The sequence below is a fragment of the Rhizobium sp. CFBP 8762 genome (assembly GCF_014841565.1).
Taxonomy (GTDB): domain Bacteria; phylum Pseudomonadota; class Alphaproteobacteria; order Rhizobiales; family Rhizobiaceae; genus CFBP-8762.
In genome coordinates this window covers 12278-34581 of record NZ_JACYUD010000010.1, presented here as the reverse complement: position 1 = coordinate 34581, position 22304 = coordinate 12278, and the positions used below count along the sequence as shown (strand labels likewise).

Here is a 22304-nt window from a genome sequence, read left to right as displayed (position 1 = left end):
TGGTGCGGCGGGCAGGGGAGGTCGTCTTCAACGTCTGATCCACGGAAATCTCCAGAGAATGAGAACGCTATTCGATCGGACTGAATCAGATCGGCGCTCTGGCTCTATATTGTAAAAGCATAATATCATCGATCCTCGCTTCGCTCCGGTCGCGTTATGCTCTCGTCAAATTTTGTTTGTCCTGATCTCTCAAGACCGTCAGGTGCACGCAGTATCGTCAAGTCCGGTCGCTCGTACAGACCGAGTGCCTGTGCATCATGCTCGACGCAAAGAAAATCGCACTGGTCTAAAGGAACAACTGCGTGAGCGGCAGCGGTGCCAAGCTTGTCATTTGTTGCCGCTACCAAGACAGCACGGCTGCGCGCAGCTACCGCCTGTTTAAAGTGTGCATCCTCAAGATAATCTGCTGTGATCCCTGTATCGGGCGCAATGCCACAGGCACCGAGACAGGCAATATCGAACGTGATTGCCTCGATATCCCGCAGGGCGCGACTCCCCACTGCACCGCCAATTGCAATCGGAATGTTTCCGCCGATGGTGATGAGCTCCGTTGTATTGACCTGAGCAGTTTGAATAATGGCAGCAGCGATTGTCGGTGCGTTGGTTACAACAGTCAGCGGCAGATCTTTCGGCAAGGCGAAGGCAATGGCAAGGTTGGTTGTGCCAGAATCCAGAAACACCGTCATGTTTGGTCTGAGAGTAGCGATAGCGGCTCTGGCAAGCGCTGCCTTGACATCCCGATTGTCCGTCAAACGGGTGTTGAAATGAACCTTGGGCGTTGCGGTCGGCAACGCCCCGCCATAGACCCGTTTGCACAACCCGGCAGCGGCCAGCTCGCGCAGATCACGACGTATGGTGTCTTCAGAAACGTGGAACTCTGCGGCGAGTTCGCTGGAGAGCACGCGCCCGTGCTCGGCTAACCGTGCCGAGATGACAGACAGTCTCTCTTGTATCAAAGGTTTCATCATCAACGCCGCAATCGTGCACAATCGTGTAAAAACGTGCATAGCATCGTTGTCAAGCCACGACAAGGCTGGCGCTTATGTCTCCGGGCAAAATTAGAAATATTGGGAACAACTGCGCATCCTGTGCATTACCGATACGAAGCCGCTGGCAACGACCAGTGGTTCGGACCGAAAACAACATTATGAGGCACGTATGAAAACCTTTATTATCGCAGCCGGCTTGGCTACCCTTATCGGCGGAACTGCAATGGCACAGACCGCGACGACGGCAACCACAACAGCTCCCGGCGCGACCAATTCGGCCATCGTCGTGCTACCGCCTGCACAGGCCGGTGCCGCTCGTGCGCACTACGTTCTCGATGATCTGGATGGCAAGAACATCTACGGTGTCAACAACGAAGTCGTCGGCGAAATTGAAGACTTCATCGTCGGTACCGATGGCAAGATCGCTGCTGCTCTCGTTGAAGTCGGTGGCTTCCTCGGAATGGGTGAAAAAGAAGTGCTGGTCAGCTGGGAAGCTCTGAATATCGTTGTTGAAAACAACGACGTTCGCATCACCGCGCCAACTTTGACCAAGGAACAGCTGGAATCGGCAGCTGACATCGACGTCAACACGATGGTCATCAAGCGCGACTAGTATTGTCGATCGTCCTTAAAGAAACCTCCGGTGAAAACCGGAGGTTTTTTGTGTCAGCTCGCCGCGCGCACCCGGTTCTCCTGCCGGTAATGACTGCCGAAGCGGCTGTCCAGAAACGCATCCAGCGCGATATCCTCCTGACGGACGAAGCCTTGAGCCTTCAAAGCGCCTGTGGCCAGCATATCCAGCACGGCGCAGATGGACGCGGCTGTCGTGATCTGAATGGCGCTCATCATGCGTCCTGCAACAACGGCACTGTAAACCTTGTTGGCATAGGTTTCCTGCACCAAACGCCCATCTTTCCGACCGCTGACGGTAACGAAGATAATGACCACATCCTGCGTTGTTGACGGCAGAGCGTTTTCCAGAATGTCTTTCAGCACGTCACGGCGATGGCGCAATCCCAAATCGTTCAGGAGCGCTTTCATAATGGCTGCGTGACCGGGATAGCGGATGGTGCGGTAATTCAGCGTGCGCACTTTGCCCTTTAGGGTTTCGCACAGCGTACCAAGACCACCGGATGTATTGAAGGCTTCGTAGGTCACACCGTCGAGCGAAAACTCTTCGCGCTCCTCCAGTGCCGGAACCTCCGTGAGGTGGCCGTCTACAATTGCTTCACATGGCTCAATATATTCATTGATAACACCATCCGTGCTCCAGGTCAGATTGTAATTCAACGCATTGGAGGGGTATTGCGGCAGGGCACCGACCCGCATGCGGACGCTGTCAAGCGTGTCGAACTGGCTGGCGAGATCATGGGCGACAATCGAAATGAAACCGGGCGCAAGCCCACATTGCGGAATGAAAGCCGTCTTGGCCTGTTCAGCCAACGCCTTCACTACACGGGTGGATTCCACATCCTCTGTCAGATCGAGATAGTGGATACCCGCATCGGCAGCTGCTTTGGCGATCTGCACTGTCAGATGGAACGGTGCCGCGCTGAGCACGGCGAACTTGCCCGTTAAAAGCGCCTGCAACGCATCGGAATCGGCAATATCCAGGGTGGCGGTGGAAACCCGCTCGTGTTTTTCGATGTGCGACAGGTGAATGTCACTCCGGTCAGCGACCGTTACGTGGTAGTCGCCGGAATGGCTAAGAAGCCGCGTAATGGTTGAGCCGATTTTGCCTGCGCCGATGACGACAACATGTTTCATTTTTATCCCCGCTGGTTTGTTGGTTCAATGATGATTGTCCTGCAGGTTGATGTGAAGCGGTGAAATGATCTAAAACGACACACTCTTTTGACGAAACGCCGAAACGTGTGTGCAGAATGCCGATGAGTGAGAAGGACCGGGAATTGATTTCCCTGTTGAGTGAAAATGCCCGGTTATCCACCGCCATGCTGGCGCGGAAACTAAACCTGTCACGCACGACAGTGCAGGCGCGGCTGGAGCGGTTGGAGCGCGATGGCGTTATTACCGGCTACGGGGTCAGGCTATCCGACGAATTCCAGCGGGGCATTGTGCGGGCCCATGTCATGATAACGCTTGCTCCCAAAGCGCTGGCGCGGGTGACGCCGCAGCTGGAAGCCATTCGCGCCGTTGGCCAGCTTCACTCCGTCAGTGGCGGGTTTGATTTGATCGCCGTGGTGTCCGCAGGCTCTATTCAGGAGCTTGATCTTATCATTGATCGCATTGGAGACATTGACGGGGTGGAGCGCACGCAAAGCTCTATCATTCTATCAACCCGGATTGACCGATAAGGTCGGTGATTGCTGAACGCCGCGACACCGGAACCAATCCCCGTTCAAGCCGTTATGGCTGCTCGCCTAATTTCGGACTCTGACCTGTGCCAACTGCTTGGCTTGCAGGCAAAAAAATGCCACTTTCATGCCAGAAGCGGAATACGCCCATTCTGCCCTGACGGGCACTCGACAGACCATAAGCATACCGGCATATGAGTTCTTGCATGCCGAACCATTCAACTTGGATTAAACTCATACACATGTCCCTTCAAAACAAATCGCCAGCCGCCTCCCGTGACGCGGAACCCAAGCAGTTTGATTTCAACGATTCCATTCGGTCTGCTTATTATTCCATGGATCAGCTTCGCGATGCCGGTGCGGCACTGGCAGAAGGGCGTATGGAAACCCTGCCCGGGTTCTACCCGATTGAGTTTCACAAGCGGCATCTGGAAAACGAGCAGGAAATCTTCCGCGTTTATCAGGTCACGGCCGGCGACGTTGCGTCCGGAGCAACCATTACGCCGGCCGCCGAATGGCTGCTGGACAATCACTATCTGGTGGAAGAGGCCATTCAGGAAGTCCGGCGTGATTTTCCGCGCAAGTTCTACCGTCAGCTTCCCACTGTCATCGTTGCCGGGGCGGCCATTCCCCGCGTGCTGGCGCTGGCGTGGCTCTATGTGGCGCACTCGCACAGTTCTGTTTCACGTGAAAGCATCACGGCGATGGTGGAAGGGTTCCAAAGCCGCGATACGCTGAAAATCGGCGAGTTGTGGGCGCTGCCATCCATCGTGCGCTTTGTGCTGATTGAAAATCTGCGCCGTATTTCCATCCGGGTAGAGCGCTCGCGCCTGATGCGCCGCCGCGCCAATGAGGCTGCCGATGAAATCGTGCGGCTGAACGACATGGACAAATCCGGCACCATCCTGTCGGAAATTCTGCCATACACCTCTGACAATACGTTCGTGACGCAAATGCTCTACCGTCTGCGTGACGGTTCGCATGCGTCTGCCATGGTTATCAACTGGCTGGAAGAAAAGCTGGAAGCCCGCAACAGCGATGCCGACGAAGCCCTGATGGCCGAGCACGGTCGTCTGGCCTCAGGCAACGTAACCATGGGCAACCTGATCCGCAGCTTGCGCGAAATTGACGATACCGACTGGGCGGTCTGGTTTGAAAGCGTCAGCAAGGTGGACGCCGCGCTGCGTGAAGGCTCCGACTATACCGATCTGGATTTCGGCTCGCGCAACAAATATCGCAGCACCATCGAACGCCTGGCCCGCCGCTGCGGCAAAAGTGAATATGAAGTTACGCAGACAGCTCTTGAACTGACGCGCGATGCACTTTCCAATGGTCAGGGGGCCAGCACTCAGGGTGCCAATGTCGGCGAGTTCCTGGTCGGCAAGCGCCGGATGGAGCTGGAAAAGAAGATTGGTTACACACCCAATCTTCTTCACGGTATCGTGCGCATGGGCCGCTCCCTCGACTGGGTCGCGATTGCGGCGCCAAACGTCATCCTGACCATTCTGGCCATGGTGGCTGTGTACTTGTTCGTTGGCCCCATGGACATTCCCAATGGTGCCAAGATCATCATCCTTGTGTTGTTTGCCTTGCCTGCTTCGGAAGGGGCAATGGGCCTGTTCAACACGCTGGTCACCATGTTTGTGCCACCGACGCGCCTCGTTGGCTACGAGTTTTTAGAGGGTATTCCGCCGGAGGCCCGTACGCTGGTGGCTGTACCGTGTATGATTGCCAAGCGCGACCATGTGGACGAGCTGGTGCGCAATCTGGAAGTGCACTATCTCGCCAACCCCAAGGGCGAAGTTTATTTCGCGCTGCTGTCCGACTGGCCGGACGCGGCTTACGAGGAAAACGCTGCCGATCAGGATGTGCTGGATTACGCGAAGCAGGAAATTGCAACGCTTTCAGCGCGCTATGCCTTTGACGGCAAGAACCGTTTCTTTCTGCTGCACCGCCGTCGCCTCTACAATGAGGCCGAAGGCGTGTGGATGGGCTGGGAGCGCAAGCGCGGCAAGCTGCATGAACTGAACATGCTGCTGCGCGGCGACCGTGACACCAGCTATATTCAGGGTGCCAATACGGTGCCGGACAATGTGCAGTATGTGATGACGCTGGACTCCGATACCCGCCTGATGCGCGATGCGGTGACCAAGCTTGTCGGCAAGCTGTACCACCCGATCAACCGTCCGGTTATCGATTTCAAGACACAGAAAATTGTTGGCGGTTACGGTATCTTGCAGCCGCGCGTCACACCGTCGCTCACCACCGGCAGTGAGGCCTCGGCATTCCAGCGCATCTTTTCGGTCAACCGCGGTATCGACCCCTACGTGTTCAGCGTATCCGATGTCTATCAAGATATCGCGGGCGAGGGGACGTTTACCGGCAAAGGTCTCTACCACGTCGACGCGTTTGAAACGGTATTGAAAGGCAAGATCGAGGAAAACTCGGTTCTGAGCCACGATTTGCTGGAAGGTTCTATGGCGCACTGCGCGCTGGTGACGGATGTGGAACTGGTGGAAGACTACCCGATCCGCTACGAGGTGGAAATGTCGCGTCAGCACCGCTGGGCGCGGGGCGACTGGCAGTTGCTGCCGTACATGGCGGATCTGACCAACGGCGTGTCCATGCTGGGCCGCTGGAAAATGTACGACAATCTGCGTCGCTCTCTCATTCCGCTGGCGTGGCTGGCGGCCTCCGTTATGGGCTGGTACTACATGCAGCCCACACAGGCGCTGATCTGGCAGGTGGTACTGATTTTCAGCCTGTTCGTGGCGCCCACGCTTTCGCTCGTATCCGGCCTGATGCCGCGCCGCAATGATATCGTTGCACGTGCACATTTCCATGCGGTCCTGTCGGAAATCCGTGCAGCCAATGCACAGGTAGCGTTGCGGATTATCTTCATCGCCCATGGCGCTGCCATGATGACGGACGCCATCGTGCGCTCCCTGTACCGCACCTTCGTCAGCCGCAAGCTGATGCTGGAATGGCGCACGGCAGCGCAGGCGCAAAGCTCTGCCCACACCAGCATTGCCGATTACTACAAGGCCATGTGGGCTGCCCCGGCTCTAGCTGTTCTGTCGCTCGCGCTGGCGGCTGTCTCATCAACCGGCCTGCCGTTTATTGGCATTCCATTTGCCTTGATCTGGGCCCTCTCCCCCGCCGTCGCGTGGTTCGTCAGCCAGTCCGCCGAAACGGAAGACCAACTCGTGGTGTCGGAAAGCGTTGTGCATGAACTGCGCATGATTGCGCGGCGTACATGGCGCTACTTCGATACCTTCGTTACGCCGGAACAGAACTTCCTGCCACCGGATAATTATCAGGAAACCCCGCAGCCGGTCATTGCGGCGCGCACGTCGCCGACCAATATGGGCGTCTACCTGCTGTCGGTCATCTCGGCCCGTGATTTCGGCTGGATCAGTTTCGAGGAGACCATTCGCCGTCTGGAACAGACCGTCGCCACCATCGACCGTCTGCCGAAATATCGCGGCCATTTGTTCAACTGGTACACCACCGACACGCTGGCGACGATGGAGCCGAAATATGTTTCTGCTGTCGACAGCGGAAACCTTGCGGGCCATCTGGTTGCCGTTTCCTCCATGTGCCGTGAGTGGGCAGAAGCGCCATCCGCGCATGTTCAGGGTAGCTTTACCGGCATTGGTGATGTTGCGGCCATCGTGGGCGAAGCCCTTCACGATCTACCCGATGACCGCAAGACCGTGCGTCCTTTGCGCCGTCTGATTGAAGAGCGTATCACAGGCTTTGGCAACGCCCTGCAAGCCGTGCAGCGGGAGCCGGAGTTCGCGTCCATTCGCGTGCTGAATCTGGCGGTGCTGGCACGGGATCTGCACAAGCTGACCGTCAACCTCGACCATGAAGTGCGCAGTGTCCAAAGCGGCGAGTTGACCTATTGGGCCAACACGCTGGTGCACACCTGCGAGGCGCATATTGCCGACAGCGTTTATGATATCGGCGCTATCGAATCCATGCGCCAGCGGCTGAACGTGCTGCGGGACCGCACCCGCGACATCGCGTTCTCAATGGATTTCAGCTTCCTGTTCCGTCACGAGCGTCGCCTGTTGTCCATCGGTTTCCGTGTCGATTCCGGCGAACTGGACGAATCCTGCTACGATCTTCTGGCCTCGGAAGCACGTCTGACCAGCTTGTTTGCCATTGCCAAGGGCGATTTGCCCACCGAGCACTGGTACAAGCTTGGCCGCCCCATCGTGCCGATCGGTGCACGGGGTGCCCTGATTTCCTGGTCGGGCTCGATGTTCGAATATCTGATGCCCCCGCTGGTCATGCAGGAGCGTCAAGGCGGTATTCTCAACCAAACCAACAATTTGATCGTGCAGGAGCAGATGAATCATGGCCGCCGTCTGAATATCCCCTGGGGGATTTCAGAGGCCGCTTTCAATGCGCGCGACCACGAATTGACCTATCAGTATACCAACTTCGGTGTACCTACCCTCGGCCTGAAGCGCGGTTTGGGTCAAAATGCGGTGGTGGCACCCTATGCCTCGATTCTCGCCAGCCAGTATGAGCCGGAAGCATCGCTGGAAAACCTTATGCGCCTGCGCAAACTCGGTGCCATGGGTGCCTATGGCTACCACGATGCGGTGGACTTCACGCCGACCCGCGTGCCGGAAGGGCAGACCTATGCCGTTGTGCGCAACTACTATGCGCACCACCATGGCATGTCGATTGCCGCCGTCGCCAATGTCGCTTTTGACGGGATTTTGCGTGAGCGCTTCCATGCCGATCCCGTGATCGAGGCTGCTGAACTGCTGTTGCAGGAAAAGGCACCGCGCGACATTCCGATCATAAATGCAAAACGGGAGCCGGAGTCTCTTGGCACGGGTCAGGACGATCTGCTGCGCCCGGAAGTGCGGACCATCGTGGAACCGCTGGCGAAGGAACGCGAAACCGCATTCCTGTCCAACGGCCATTACTCCGTCATGATGACGGCATCCGGTTCGGGCTATTCGCGCTGGAACGGCCAGTCGGTTACCCGCTGGAAGCCCGATCCGACGGAAGATCGCTGGGGCACGTTCATCTTCCTGCGGGATACGGAAAGCGGCGCGTGGTGGTCTGCCACTGCCGAGCCGCGCCGCGCGGAAGGGGAAACCACAAGAGCGCTGTTCGGCGACGACAAGGTGGAATTCGTCAAATCCGTTGGCGATCTCACCAGCGAGGTCGAATGCATCATCGCAACCGAGCATGACGCCGAAGGTCGCCGGATCACGTTGCACAATTTCGGCACGGAAGACCGCTTCATCGAAGTCACGTCCTACGCCGAGCCTGTTGTCGGCTCGGACGATGCCGACAGTGCGCACCCGCTGTTTTCAAAAATGTTCCTGAAAACGGAAATTGGCAAAACCGGTGATGTGATCTATGTCGCCCGCAACAAGCGCAGCCCAAGCGAGCCTGATATTCAGGTTGCGCATATGATTGCCGACAATGCTGGAACCTCGCGCCACACCGAAGTGGAGACGGACCGCCGCCGCTTTATCGGGCGCGGGCGCACCTTGGCCGAAGCCGCAGCGTTTGACAGCAATGCCAAGCTGTCTGGTACGGATGGCTTTACGCTGGACCCCATCATGGCGCTGCGGCGCGTGGTGCGCATTCCCGCCGGCAAGAAGGTAGCGGTGATCTTCTGGACCATCGCTGCACCAAGCCGGGAGGAAGTGGAACGGGCGGTGGATGCCTATCGCCACCCCGACAGCTTCACGCACGAACTCAGCCATGCATGGACGCGAAGCCAGGTGCAGATGCGCCATGTGGGCATTACCTCGCAGGAAGCTGCCAGCTTCCAGACCCTTGGTCGCTATCTCACTTACCCGGATATGCAGTTGCGCGCCGACCTTGCTACCGTGCAGGCCGGTCTCGGTCCTCAGTCTCTGCTCTGGCCACTGGCCATTTCCGGAGATTTCCCGATCTTTGCTCTGCGCATCAATGACGATGTCGATCTCGGCATCGCCAAGGAAGCGCTGCGGGCTCAGGAATATTTGCGGGCGCGCGGCGTGATTGCCGATCTGGTCATCATCAATGAGCGGGCGGCATCCTATGCGCAGGACATGCAGCACACGCTGGATGCCATGTGCGAAAACCTGCGTGGCCACGGCGATGGTCTGCGTCAGCACATCTTTGCGGTTCGCCGCGATGTGATGGACGCAGCGACGTGGCAGGCGCTTCTGGCCTCGGCGCGTGCGGTCTTCCACGCCCGCAATGGCAAGATTGCCGACCAGATACTGCGCGCAGCATCCCTGTTCGTAACCCCCGGTGTGAAGGCAGAGCCTGCGGTGCCACTGCTGGTGTCTGCCATGTTGCCGGTTGAGCCGATTGCCGATGCAGCGGTGAATGGCGATGGCTTGACGTTCTGGAACGGCTTCGGCGGGTTTTCACCCGATGGTGATGAGTATGTAACACGGCTGCGTGGTGGCGAAGCGACCCCGCATCCGTGGATCAACGTGATCTCCAACGATGTGTTCGGCTTCCATGTGTCTTCCGAAGGTGCGGCATTTACGTGGAGCAAGAACTCGCGTGATTATCAGCTCACCCCCTGGACCAATGATCCGGTGATCAACCGTCCCGGTGAAGCGCTGTTCATCAAGGATCTCGGTAATGGCGAGGTCTATACGCCCTACGCCGCACTGTCGCGGGATCGCTCAGTCGTGTTTGAAACCCGTCATGGCCTTGGCTATTCGGTGTTTTCCAGCCAGCAGAATGGTCTTGATATCGAGGTGTTGCAGACGGTCGACCGCCAGAAGCCGGTCAAATACGCCCGCATGACACTGACGAACACAGGCGGAGTGCGGCGCAAGCTGCGGCTTTATGGGTATGTGGAATGGGTGCTCGGCAACAACCCCACCAAAACCGCGCCTTTTGTGATGACCACGCATGAACAGGCGCAGAATGCGCTGATGGCATCCAACCCCTATAGCGTTGACAACTCCACGCGGGCCGCCTTCTTCTCGGCCAGCGAGCCGGTCTCTGGCTTCACAGCCAGCCGTCGGGAGTTTCTGGGCCGGGGCGGCGGTATCTATGCGCCGCAGTCCGTATTGGGCGGATCGCTTCTGTCCGGCACAACGGATGCCGATGGAGACCCGTGCGCAGCGCTCGCGGTTGACATCACCCTGAAGGCCGGTGAATCGCAGAGCGTTACCTTCCTTCTTGGAGATGCAGAAAATGAAGCGCAGGCCCGGGCGGTGCTGGGCGATGTGCGACTGCATGACGTCAACAAGGTTCTGGAAGACAACCGCACCTTCTGGAAGAGCTTTACGGGAACGTTGCAGGTGGATACGCCGGACGTTGCGCTGAACAACATGGTCAACGCCTGGCTGCCCTATCAGAGTCTGGGGTGCCGCATCATGGCGCGTTCGGCGTTCTATCAAGCCAGCGGCGCATTCGGGTTCCGCGACCAGTTGCAGGATACTCTGGCCTTCCTCATCCACCAGCCGGAACTGGCACGCGCGCAAATTCTCAACGCGTCAGCCCGTCAATTTATCGAGGGAGATGTGCTGCATTGGTGGCTACCGGGCACCGGTGCGGGGGTGCGCACGATCATCTCCGATGATGTGGTCTGGCTGGCCCATGCGGTACAGAACTACGTGTCCGTGACAGGTGATCAGGCGATTCTGGATACGGATATTCCGTTCATTGAGGGTGCCGCGCTTGCCGAAGGTCAGCACGATTCGTTCTTCACACCCAAAATCTCGGAAACGACCGCGAGCCTCTACGAGCATTGCGCAAAGGCCCTCGACCTCGCCATTCAGCGCACGGGTGAAAACGGTATGCCGTTAATACTCGGTGGCGACTGGAATGATGGCATGAACCGCGTTGGCGAGAAGGGCAAGGGGACCAGCGTCTGGCTCGGCTGGTTCCTTGCCGGCACGTTGCGCGCATTTCTGCCCATTGCCGAAGCACGCGGCGATACCGCCCGTGTACAGGCGTGGGAAGCGCATCTTCCAGCATTGAAGGACGCACTGGAATCGGCTGGATGGGACGGTGACTATTATCGTCGCGGAACGTTTGACGATGGTGAACTGCTCGGCTCCGCCTCCAGCGAGGAATGCCGGATCGACTCTATTGCCCAGTCGTGGAGTGTTCTTTCCGGCGAGGGAACACCGGAGCGGTCTCACCGCGCCATGGATGCCGTACTGGCGCAGTTGGTCGATGAGGAGCACGGTATTATCCGCCTGTTCACGCCGCCGCTGTCGCACACCAAGCAGGAACCCGGTTACATCAAGTCGTACCCGCCAGGCGTGCGTGAAAATGGTGGCCAGTATACCCACGCAGCCACATGGGTGGTGCTGGCTCTGGCGGCGCAGGGCCGGGCCGACGATGCCTATCGCTGCTTCCAAATGCTGAACCCGGTCAAACATGCGGAAAACGCAGGCGAGGCCGAACTGTACCGCACCGAACCCTATGTCGTTGCAGCTGATATTTACGGCGAGGGCCAGTTGACCGGCCGCGGCGGCTGGACGTGGTACACCGGTTCGGCGGGCTGGCTGTACCGCGCTGCTATAGAAGGCATTCTCGGTATTCACAAGAAGGGCGACCGCTTGTTTGTGAAGCCGGTTCTTCCGACAGAATGGCCGGGTTTCACTGCCACGCTGGTGTTGGACGGCAAGCCACGCACTATCGCCGTCACACGCGCTGAGGGTGGCTACGCTGTCACAATCGACGGTGTTGACGTTGGTACAGATGACGGGCTGACAATCTAGTCAGCCTTGGCACCAACAAGACATAAAAAAGGGAGGCTTCGGCCTCCCTTGTCATTGGTCACAGCACATTCAGCCCCAGACGATCAGCAGGTCCTTGGCGTCAATCTGATCTCCGATCTTCACAAGAACCTCGGCGACGGTGCCGTCTTTCTCAGCATGAAGCGCGGTTTCCATCTTCATCGCTTCAATAGACACAAGCACATCGCCTGCTTTAACGGCCGCACCCGGCTGTACGGATACCGCCGAGATTACGCCCGGCATGGGCGCACCCAGATGGGCCGCGTTGCCAGCTTCTGCTTTCCGACGCGCAGCACTGGAACCGCCACGGGTGCGGTCTGGAACCTTGATCGGGCGGGGCTGGCCGTTCAGCTCAAAGAAGACCTTGACCATGCCCTTGTCATCAACATCCCCGATCGCCTGATTGAGGACCACCAGCGTTTTGCCTTTTTCGAGATCGGCAAACAACTCGTCACCCGCTTCCAAACCATAGAAGTAGGCGGGCGTCGGTAGAATGCTGACCGGGCCGTAGGTCTCCGCAGCCAAAGCATAATCGGTAAAGACTTTGGGATACATCAGGTAGGACGCGAACTCGTTATCGCTGACCTCGCGTTCCAGCTTGGTTTCGATCTCCTTGCGCTCGGCGTCGAGATCGGCGTCTGGCAGCAGCGAACCCGGACGCACCGTATAGGCTGCATCGCCCTTCAGTGCCTTCTTCTGCAACGCTTCCGGCCAGCCGGACGGCGGCTGACCCAAATCACCCTTGAGCATCGACACGACAGATTCCGGGAATGACATGTCTTTCGCCGGATTCTCGACGTCCGCGACGCTCAGATCCTGGCTGACCATCATCAGCGCCATGTCACCCACAACCTTGGAGGACGGCGTAACCTTGACGATATCGCCAAACATCTGGTTGGCATCCGCATAGGCCTGCGCCACCTCGTGCCAACGGGTTTCCAGTCCCAGTGAGCGCGCCTGTTCCTTCAGGTTCGTAAATTGACCGCCGGGCATTTCATGCAGATAGACTTCCGATGCGGGACCTTTCAGGTCGCTTTCAAACGCCGCATACTGGTTGCGCACCGCCTCCCAATAGAAGGAAATGCGGCGAATCCATTCCGGGTCCAGACCGGGATCACGATCCGTGCCGCGCAACGCTTCGACGATGGAGCCAAGGCACGGTTGCGACGTGTTGCCGGAGAAGCTGTCCATGGCGGCATCTACCACGTCCACGCCAGCCTCAACCACCGCAAGAACCGTGGCGGCGGAAATGCCGGATGTATCGTGCGTGTGGAAGTGGATAGGAAGATCGGTCGCTTCACGCAGTGCCTTGAACAGAACACGGGCGGCGGCGGGCTTCAGCAATCCGGCCATATCCTTGACGGCAATGATATGCGCACCGGCTGCCTGTAGCTCAGCGGCGAGTGCGGTATAGTATTTCAGATCGTATTTTGGCCGGGCCGAGTTCAGGATATCGCCGGTGTAGCAGATGGCGGCCTCACACAGCTTATTTTCCTCTGCCACGGCATCCATCGATACGCGCATGTTCTCCACCCAGTTCAGGCAGTCGAAGACGCGGAAGAGATCGATACCGCCCGCAGCCGCCTGACGGACAAAGTATTTGACTACATTGTCCGGGTAGTTTTTGTAGCCGACGCCGTTGGCACCGCGCAGCAGCATTTGCAGCAGAATGTTGGGCGCATCTTCGCGCACCATGGCCAGCCGTTCCCATGGGTCTTCGGTCAGGAAGCGCATCGACACGTCGAACGTCGCACCGCCCCAGCATTCCAGTGAGAAAAGATTGGGCAACGCGCGGGCGTAGGTTCCGGCAATGCGCGCAATGTCATAGGTACGCATACGCGTGGCAAGCAATGACTGGTGCCCGTCGCGCATGGTGGTATCGGTGATCAGCACCTCTTTGCGCGCACGCATCCATTCGCCGAACTTTACGGGACCGAGTTCATCGAGCTTCTGCTTCGTGCCATCGGGAATTTTGGCGTCGATATACGGCACAATGGGTTCGGCAGCATCACTGCTCGGGCGCGGGCGGTTTTTGGCTTCTGGATGGCCGTTGACGGTGACGTCGGCCAGATAGGTGAGAAGCTTGGTTGCGCGGTCAGCACGCTTGACCTGCTGAAACAACTCCGGTGTCGTGTCGATGAAGCGCGTCGTGTACGTGCTGTCACGAAACTTCTCATGGGTGATGATGGCTTCAAGAAAGGTCAGGTTGGTCGCAACACCGCGAATGCGGAACTCGCGAAGCGCACGGTGCATCCGCTGGATGGCCTCCTGCGGGCCGGGGGCCCAAGCGGTGACTTTCTCCAGCAGCGGATCGTAATAGCGGGTAATGAACGCGCCGGAATAGGCTGTGCCCCCATCCAGCCGAATGCCGAAACCAGTCGCACCGCGATAGGCAGTGATGCGGCCATAGTCGGGAATAAAGTTCTGCTCCGGGTCTTCGGTGGTGATGCGGCACTGGAGCGCATGACCGTTTAGCCGGATATCTTTCTGCGCAGGGACTCCCGATTCCGGGGTGCCGATGGCAAAGCCATCGAGAATGTGGATCTGTGCCTTGACAATATCGATTCCGGTGACGACCTCGGTCACCGTATGCTCGACCTGAATACGCGGGTTCACTTCAATGAAGTAGAACTTGCCGGTGTCGGCATCCATCAGATATTCAACCGTGCCCGCGCCAATATAATTGGTCGCCTGCGCAATTTTGATCGAGTAGCTGCTCAATTCCTGTCGTTGTTCGTCGCTGAGATACGGTGCGGGCGCGCGCTCAACAACCTTCTGATTTCGGCGCTGGATGGAGCAGTCGCGCTCGAACAGATGCACGACATTGCCGTGAGTATCGCCCAAAATCTGGCTTTCCACATGGCGGGCGCGTTCCACCAGCTTTTCGAGGTAGACCTCGTCCTTGCCGAAGGCAGCCATGGCCTCGCGCTTGCCCTCTGTCACCTCGCGAATAAGATCCTTGGGATCGCGCACGGCGCGCATACCGCGCCCGCCGCCGCCCCAGGATGCTTTGAGCATCACGGGATAGCCGATTTCCTCGGCCATTCGGACAACCTCGTCCATATCGTCGGGCAGGGGATCGGTAGCCGGGACCACCGGCACGCCCACGCTGATGGCCAGTTCACGCGCCGCTACCTTGTTGCCCAGCCGGCGCATGGTATCGGGCTTGGGGCCGATAAAGATAATACCGGCCTCAGCGCACGCATCGGCGAATTCCGGACTTTCTGACAAAAGGCCGTAGCCGGGGTGAATGGCATCGGCGCCCGAGAGCCGCGCAACGCGAATCACCTCGTCAATGGACAGATAGGCTTCGATAGGACCAAGATCGCGCGCCAGATGCGGACCGCGGCCCACCTGATAGGATTCATCTGCCTTGAAACGATGCAGAGAAAGCTTGTCTTCTTCCGCCCAGATCGCGACCGTTTTTATACCCAGCTCATTGGCCGCGCGGAACACGCGAATAGCGATTTCAGACCGATTGGCGACGAGAATCTTGGATATAGGCAAGTCGGACTCCTCAGGACTTGAAACAGCGCAAAAGCACCGGAGAACAGGTGTAGCGTTCTCCGGTGAAAAGTTCAATGTAGGTGATTCGGGGTCAGGAAATCAGACCGAGACGGTAGGCAATGGCCACCGCATGCTGGCGGTTTTTCGCGTTCAGCTTTTCCTGAATGCCATTCATGTACCAGTCGACCGTATGGTTGGATATCTGCAACACTTTGCCGATTTCGATGGAGGTCATGCCGTCGGCCAGAAAGTTCAGGGCTTCCATTTCCCGTCGGGTCAACTGAATGTTTGCTGCGGCTTGCAGGAGAGAACTGGCAATCGGGTCTTGCAGCGTCAGCATCCGCCAGAACATCTTCTTGGCCAGCGCCTCAAATAGCAGCATGTCCAGCGTAGGCAGGTCAACGGTCTTGCCGCCCATGGAAAGATTGCCAAGCAGGCCCTGTCGCCCATGGATGGGGAAGATATAGCCATCTTCCATACCGTGGCTGCGAGCGTCGACCATCATGCGTTCCATGCGCTTGCGCAGGGGGTCGGACTTATAGATTTCCATGGTCTCCGCCCAGCGAAAACCGCGCTGGGCATGGTTGAGATAGCGCACAGTCGGGTCAATCAGCACGTATTTCTTCCGAATGTAGACTTCGGGCCATTCTTCCGGCCATCGACCGGCCAGAACCAGACTGGCCGGGTTCTCATGCGGTTTGGGTTGTCGCAAAAGGCCGTAGAAGCGAAACCCGTACTGATCCATGATCTGGGCAAAGGCGGAAACAATGTCTTGAACGGTCTCGTATTCGTCCAGTTTATGATTAAATGTCAGCAACAAGTCTGTCTTCATATTTCCCCCTTACGGACCTTGGTAAATACCTGCCGCGGCAGCCAAAGCGTTCAGCGCTCATTCATGTTCACGAGTCGATAATCCGACTACGAATTGTGGATCGGCCTCCTGCTTCCTCCCAGAGCAACGTGTCTGGTTCGCAATCATCGACAGAGCAGGAATGACAAAGCCGGTCCCGACCGTTTCAGAATTGAAATCACAGGTGATCCTTTCCACTCCAGTTCCTGTCGATCTGCACTGGTCGCATGCAGCGTGTTGCGGCGTAAAAACAGGCGACCCGAGAAGGGGTTTAACAGTGACATTGTTTCAGGTCTATGCAAGAGCTCTTAAATATCTTGCGGCTTATAAACTTCGTGTTTCGTCGATTGTAGCGGCCAATATCGTTCTGGCGCTGATCACCATCGCGGAGCCGATTCTGTTTGGCCGTATCATCGATTCGATTTCCAGCCGTGACGATGTTGCTCCCATGTTGTTCATGTGGGCCGGTCTCGGCGTGTTCAACACCATTGCGTTCGTTCTGGTGGCGCGCGAAGCCGACCGGTTGGCCCATGGCCGCCGTGCGTCGCTGATTACCGAGGCGTTTGGTCGAATCATCTCCATGCCGCTGTCCTGGCACAGCAAGCGTGGCACATCGAATGCGCTGCACACCCTGCTGCGCGCGTGTGAAACGCTGTTCAGCCTCTGGCTGGAATTCATGCGGACGCACTTGGCTACCGCCGTTGCCCTGGTTCTGCTGGTGCCGACCGCGTTCAGCATGGACGTGCGTATGTCTATCGTGCTTGTTGTTCTCGGTGCGCTTTATGTCATCATCGGCAAGGTCGTGATGGACCGCACCAAAGAGGGTCAGGCGCAGGTTGAAGGCCATTACCACACCGTGTTTGCCCATGTGTCTGATGCCATCAGCAACGTATCGGTCGTGCACAGCTACAACCGTATCGAAACCGAAACACGCGAACTGAAGAACTTTGCCAACCGTCTGATTTCCGCACAGCTTCCTGTGCTGGACTGGTGGGCGCTTGCCAGTGCGCTGAACCGCATGGCCTCTACAATCTCCATGATGGTGATTCTGGTTCTCGGTACTTTCCTTGTGCAGCGCGGCGAGCTGAAAATCGGTGATGTGATTGCGTTCATCGGCTTTGCCGGTCTGTTGATCGGTCGTCTGGACCAGATGAAGGCTTTCGTAACGCAGATTTTTGAAGCCCGTGCAAAGCTCGAAGACTTCTTCGTTCTGGAAGATTCGGTTCAGGACCGTGAAGAGCCTGCTGATGCCAAGATCCTGGGCAAGGTGCGTGGCGATATCGAGTTCCGCGATGTGTCCTTCGATTTTGCCAATACGACACAGGGCGTGCGGGATGTTTCCTTTACGGTGAAAGCCGGCCAGACGGTTGCAATCGTCGGACCGACCGGTGCCGGTAAGACAACGCTCGTCAACCTGCTTCAGCGCGTGTTTGAGCCGCAGGACGGCAAGATCCTTGTCGATGGTACGGATATCAGCACGGTAACACGCAAGTCTCTGCGCCAGTCCATTGCCACTGTGTTTCAGGATGCGGGTCTCTTGAACCGTTCGATTAGCGACAATATTCGTCTTGGCCGCGAAGAAGCGACAGAAGAGCAGGTATCGGAAGCTGCTGAAGCCGCCGCTGCCCGTGACTTTATTCTGAGCCGTCAGGACGGTTTTGATACCCATGTGGGTGAACGCGGTAACCGTCTGTCCGGTGGTGAGCGTCAGCGTATCGCTATCGCTCGTGCCATTCTGAAGGACGCTCCGATCCTGGTTCTGGACGAAGCAACCAGCGCGCTGGATGTCGAGACGGAAGCCCGTGTTAAGGTTGCGATTGACAACCTGCGCAAGGACCGCACAACCTTCATCATCGCCCACCGTTTGTCGACGGTTCGCGAGGCCGATCTGGTGATCTTCATGGATCACGGTCGTGTGGTCGAAATGGGCGGGTTCGATGAACTCAGCCAGAGCAATGGCCGCTTCGCCGGCTTGCTGCGCGCCAGCGGTATTCTGACCGATGACGACGTGCGCCGGACCTTGCACGTCGCTTAAACGATAGGCTTCGAATGAAAAACCCGCCGGTTCAGGCGGGTTTTTTTATAACCTTTGTTGACGCATTGTCCGGACGTAACAGCAACTCCGCTTTTTTACCGGAAATGCTTTCGCGTTACACTATGCCGCCACTGCCTGCCTTGGATGCGGGCCGCTCCGCGCCCACTTTGGCCCGGTAGCCACTGGCGCGGTAGGCAGCCACGGGATCAATGGCACCGCCGGACCGCAAGCGAGCTTGTGCAAGAATGGGCTCCACATCGGTGCGGAAAGCGCGTTTCAGTGTCTCAGTTGCCATAATGGCATCATTATCATCCTGATATTCGGACAGGGCTTCCCGGTCCACCAGCAGGGCCTGCGCATAGGCGCGGCGAATCTCGTTGGCGCTGGCCATCAGGCTTTCGATGGGATCAGTGACATTGTGCGACTGGTCGATCATGTGGGCCGGATGGAAATTCTCAACCCCGCGGTGCTCGGCATCGACCAGTTCGTTGAAGACAAGGAACAGGCGGTACGGGTCTATGGACCCGGCATCCAGATCGTCATCACCATATTTCGAATCGTTGAAGTGGAAGCCACCCAGTTTCTTGAACTGGATCAGACGGGCTACGATCATTTCAATATTGGTGTTGGGCGCATGATGGCCGAGGTCAACAAGGCAGAAAGCCTTTTCGCCAAGGGTCTGGGCAATCAGCAGGTTGCTGCCCCAGTCCTGTACAACGGTAGAGTAGAACGCCGGCTCATACATCTTGTGCTCGGAGAAGATACGCCAGTCATCGGGCAGCGCTTTGTAGATATCGCCCATGGCGTCAAGGTAGCGCTCGAAACTGCGGGTAAAATTGGTTTGACCGGGGAAGTTGGACCCGTCCCCAATCCAGACGGTCAACGCTTTTGAGCCAAGTGCGTCGCCTATTTCAATGCACTCGATGTTGTGCTCCACCGCCTGCGCACGCGTTTCCGGTGTCACATGGCTGAGAGAGCCGAATTTATAGGAATGCGTTTGGTCCGGCGCATCGGAGAAACTGTTGGAGTTGATGGCATCGAAGCCAAGCCCTAGCGCCGTGGCATGGTCACGCAGTTCGTTCGGGTCGGCCTTGTCCCAGGGAATATGCAGCGAGACGTTGGGCGTCGCGCGTGTCAGTTGCTGGATAACCGCACAGTCATTCAGCTTGTCAAAAATGCCACGTGGTTCGCCGATGCCGGGGAAGCGGGCAAAGCGTGTGCCGCCCGTGCCGACACCCCATGAGGGAACGGCAACGAAGAATTCAGACACTTTGGCTGTAACTGCGTCAATATCTATCCCGCTGCGTGATAGCTTGTTCCCTAACGCCTGATAGTCGGAATTCAGGGCTTTTGCGCGTGCGTCATTGTCTGACTGAACGAGGTCAGGCGAAATTCTGGTTTCCACGGATTGCTCCTCCCCTATGGTATTTGAACAAAAACGCATATGATGCGTTATCATCCCTGAAACCCCCTACAACTCCCGTGAGGCGCCAGTGGACATTCTTCGTATTCTTCTTGCCATCCTCTTGCCGCCCGTTGGCGTGTTCCTGCAGGTTGGCCTTGGTCTTCAGTTCTGGCTGAATATTCTGTTGACGCTGATGGGCTACGTTCCCGGCATCATCCATGCCATCTGGGTGATTCTGCGTCGGTAGCCCACCGTTGCGTTAGCGGGTAAAGCTCTGCGCGTTGCCCGCATCCACGTTAATGATATTGCCGGTTGACTTCGCGGACGCATCCGATGCGAGGAAGTAAATGGCTTCGGCAATATCCTCTGGAAGAACATTCAGTTTCAGGAGTGAGCGCTTGCGATAGTGCTCCTCCAGATCGTCCACAGCGAGATTGGATAACGCCGCACGCTGCTCACGCCATTCGCCGTTCCAGATTTTGGATCCGCGCAGCACTGCGTCGGGGTTTACCGTGTTGACACGAATGCCTGCATCGGCACCCTCCAGCGCCAGGCACCGGGCCAAGTGGATTTCCGAAGCCTTTGCGGCGCAATAGGCCGACGCACCTTGGGATGCCGCCAAACCATTCTTTGACGCAACAAACACGATATTGCCGCCGATTTTCTGACGCTTGAACAGCCGGAATGCTTCACGTGAAACGAGGAAATACCCGGTCGCAAGAATTTCCATGTTGCGGTTCCAGACGCTGAGTTCCGTATCCTCTACCGCGGATGCCGATGCGATACCCGCATTGGACACCAGAATATCAATGCCCCCGAACTCGACGCAGGCCTCGATGAAGGACGTGATGACGGAGTCTTCCCGGGTTACATCCAGATGGACGCCGCGCACACTGTCTGCGCCAAAGCGTTTGGTGAAATCCTGTTTTGCGGTGTCGAGTGCTGCGGCATCGATATCGGCCAGAACCACGCAGGCACCTTCAGCCACCAGACGCTCTGCGGTCGCGCGGCCAATGCCGCCCGCACCACCCGTAACGAATGCAACGCGGCCCGCAAGGCTCTTTGGCTTCGGCATACGCTGGAGCTTGGCTTCTTCCAGCAACCAGTACTCAATATCAAAGGCCTCCTGTTCCGGCAGCCCTTGATACTCCGAGACGGTGGATGCGCCTCGCATGACGTTGATAGCGTTGACATAGAACTCACCCGCAATGCGCGCGGTGGCCTTATCCCGAGCGAATGACAGCATACCAACCCCGGGAATCAGGAAGATAACCGGATTGGGATCACGCATCGCCGGGGAGTTATCGTGCTTGCAGGCGTTGTAATACCGGGCATAATCGGCCCGGTAGTCTTCCAAAGCCGCATCCAGCCCTGCGACGATGGTATCAACGTCCGGGTTGGCGGGATCGAAATCAACGATCAACGGGCGAATTTTTGTGCGGAGAAAATGGTCCGGGCAGGACGTTCCCAATTGGCCGAGAGGGCGCAACTGAGCGGAATTGACAAATTCCAGCACTGCGTCCTGATCATCAAAGTCGCCCAGCTTGCGTTCCGCCTTGCCGATACGGCCGCGAATTTCCGGCATAAGGCGGGCTGCAATTGCGCGACGCTGATCGGGGGCCAAGCTCTGCGCTACGGCTCCACCAAAAATGGTCTTGCCAGAGGTCTGCTGATCAAACCAGACGATTGCCTTGTTGATGATATCAAGCGTCAACTCATAGCAGACCTTGGCATCATTGGCCCAGGTGAAGAGGCCATGGCTCTCCAGCACGACGCCCTTGGCTGACGGGTTCGCCTTGACGAACGCTTCCAGATCCAGACCAAGTTGAAAACCGGGGCGCCGCCATGGCAGCCAGCCGATATCACTGCCGAAAATCTGCTGCGTCAGTTCGCGCGAATTTTTGGAGGCGGCAATGGCGATAATGGCGTCCGGGTGCATGTGATCGACGTGGGTAAACGGCACGAAACCATGCAGGGGCGTGTCGATGGACGCTGCCCGGCTGTTGAGATTGAAGGTGCAATGGGGCAGGAAGCCAACCATGCGGTCTTCGTCCGCCACACCCTGATAAATGCCTTTCAATGCATCCAGCTTGTCCTGATAGAGCGTCGCGAAACCATCCAGTTTAATAGTGCCGACATCGCCGCCGGAGCCTTTGACCCACAGGACTTTGACAGGCTGACCGGTCAGGGGATCGGTTTCCATAACCTTGGCGGAGGTGTTGCCGCCGCCGTAATTTGTAATGCGCTTGTCAGCGCCCAGAAGATTGGAGCGGTAAAGAAGCTTGCCGGGCTCATCCAGTGTCGCGGCAATGGTATCATCCCAACGGTTGTCAAGAAGGCCTGCCTTCTCAACGAAGTTTGGCGTGCCAGTCATGGTATCCTCCCAAAATCCTCAGGATCAGGCGGCCATTGACCAAGCCTGATCGTTCCTGCACCGGTATCGCCCAATTTCACAAAGTCTG

At 57.5% G+C, this 22304-nt stretch carries 11 protein-coding genes; 5 read left to right on the top strand and 6 right to left on the bottom strand.

The window, feature by feature from the left end; translation table 11 throughout:
• Positions 1 to 125 precede the first annotated feature (125 nt).
• Positions 126 to 965 carry a DeoR/GlpR family DNA-binding transcription regulator gene (locus IFT84_RS19515; protein ID WP_244651304.1) on the bottom strand — a complete coding sequence of 280 codons (840 nt, stop codon included), beginning with the start codon at positions 963 to 965 and terminating at the stop codon, positions 126 to 128.
• Between the two features lie 193 nt (positions 966 to 1158).
• On the opposite strand from IFT84_RS19515, the gene IFT84_RS19510 reads away from it, so the two are divergent.
• Positions 1159 to 1602: a PRC-barrel domain-containing protein gene (locus IFT84_RS19510; RefSeq protein WP_192122297.1), complete on the top strand. Its 444-nt coding sequence runs from the start codon at positions 1159 to 1161 to the stop codon at positions 1600 to 1602.
• Between the two features lie 53 nt (positions 1603 to 1655).
• Here IFT84_RS19510 and IFT84_RS19505 read toward each other — a convergent pair whose 3' ends face one another.
• Positions 1656 to 2756: a saccharopine dehydrogenase family protein gene (locus tag IFT84_RS19505; RefSeq protein ID WP_192122296.1), complete on the bottom strand. Its 1101-nt coding sequence runs from the start codon at positions 2754 to 2756 to the stop codon at positions 1656 to 1658.
• 116 nt (positions 2757 to 2872) lie between these two features.
• Between IFT84_RS19505 and IFT84_RS19500 the strand changes: the two genes are divergently transcribed.
• Positions 2873 to 3304, top strand: a complete 432-nt coding sequence (locus tag IFT84_RS19500; protein WP_192122295.1) for an Lrp/AsnC family transcriptional regulator — start codon at positions 2873 to 2875, stop codon at positions 3302 to 3304.
• Positions 3305 to 3546: 242 nt separating this feature from the next.
• Positions 3547 to 12027: a GH36-type glycosyl hydrolase domain-containing protein gene (locus tag IFT84_RS19495; protein ID WP_192122294.1), complete on the top strand. Its 8481-nt coding sequence runs from the start codon at positions 3547 to 3549 to the stop codon at positions 12025 to 12027.
• A gap of 69 nt (positions 12028 to 12096) precedes the next feature.
• Here the strand turns inward: IFT84_RS19495 and pyc are convergent, their stop codons facing one another.
• The gene (gene pyc / locus IFT84_RS19490; RefSeq protein WP_192122293.1) at positions 12097 to 15552 is read right to left on the bottom strand and encodes a pyruvate carboxylase; all 3456 of its coding nucleotides are present in this window, start codon (positions 15550 to 15552) and stop codon (positions 12097 to 12099) included.
• Positions 15553 to 15643: 91 nt separating this feature from the next.
• Positions 15644 to 16384, bottom strand: a complete 741-nt coding sequence (locus IFT84_RS19485; protein ID WP_192122292.1) for a LuxR family transcriptional regulator — start codon at positions 16382 to 16384, stop codon at positions 15644 to 15646.
• 295 nt (positions 16385 to 16679) lie between these two features.
• On the opposite strand from IFT84_RS19485, the gene IFT84_RS19480 reads away from it, so the two are divergent.
• The gene (locus IFT84_RS19480) at positions 16680 to 18437 is read left to right on the top strand and encodes a glucan ABC transporter ATP-binding protein/ permease (RefSeq protein ID WP_192122291.1); all 1758 of its coding nucleotides are present in this window, start codon (positions 16680 to 16682) and stop codon (positions 18435 to 18437) included.
• Positions 18438 to 18552: 115 nt separating this feature from the next.
• Here the strand turns inward: IFT84_RS19480 and rhaI are convergent, their stop codons facing one another.
• The gene (gene rhaI / locus IFT84_RS19475; protein ID WP_192122290.1) at positions 18553 to 19881 is read right to left on the bottom strand and encodes an L-rhamnose catabolism isomerase; all 1329 of its coding nucleotides are present in this window, start codon (positions 19879 to 19881) and stop codon (positions 18553 to 18555) included.
• Between the two features lie 49 nt (positions 19882 to 19930).
• Here rhaI and IFT84_RS19470 point away from each other — a divergent pair, with 49 nt between their 5' ends.
• On the top strand, positions 19931 to 20089 hold the full coding sequence (locus IFT84_RS19470) for a YqaE/Pmp3 family membrane protein (protein WP_192122289.1): 159 nt from the start codon (positions 19931 to 19933) through the stop codon (positions 20087 to 20089).
• A gap of 12 nt (positions 20090 to 20101) precedes the next feature.
• On the opposite strand, the gene IFT84_RS19465 is transcribed toward IFT84_RS19470, so the two are convergent.
• Complete coding sequence (locus IFT84_RS19465; protein ID WP_192122288.1) at positions 20102 to 22216, bottom strand: bifunctional rhamnulose-1-phosphate aldolase/short-chain dehydrogenase; 2115 nt, start codon at positions 22214 to 22216, stop codon at positions 20102 to 20104.
• Positions 22217 to 22304: the final 88 nt, after the last annotated feature.

What these genes read in the sequence shown, in the direction of transcription:
- IFT84_RS19515 (WP_244651304.1), bottom strand. Translation starts at nt 965, where the DNA reads ATGAAACCTTTGATACAAGAGAGACTGTCTGTCATCTCGGCACGGTTA.
- IFT84_RS19510 (WP_192122297.1), top strand. Translation starts at nt 1,159, where the DNA reads ATGAAAACCTTTATTATCGCAGCCGGCTTGGCTACCCTTATCGGCGGA.
- IFT84_RS19505 (WP_192122296.1), bottom strand. Translation starts at nt 2,756, where the DNA reads ATGAAACATGTTGTCGTCATCGGCGCAGGCAAAATCGGCTCAACCATT.
- IFT84_RS19500 (WP_192122295.1), top strand. Translation starts at nt 2,873, where the DNA reads ATGCCGATGAGTGAGAAGGACCGGGAATTGATTTCCCTGTTGAGTGAA.
- IFT84_RS19495 (WP_192122294.1), top strand. Translation starts at nt 3,547, where the DNA reads ATGTCCCTTCAAAACAAATCGCCAGCCGCCTCCCGTGACGCGGAACCC.
- IFT84_RS19485 (WP_192122292.1), bottom strand. Translation starts at nt 16,384, where the DNA reads ATGAAGACAGACTTGTTGCTGACATTTAATCATAAACTGGACGAATAC.
- rhaI (WP_192122290.1), bottom strand. Translation starts at nt 19,881, where the DNA reads ATGCGTTTTTGTTCAAATACCATAGGGGAGGAGCAATCCGTGGAAACC.
- IFT84_RS19465 (WP_192122288.1), bottom strand. Translation starts at nt 22,216, where the DNA reads ATGACTGGCACGCCAAACTTCGTTGAGAAGGCAGGCCTTCTTGACAAC.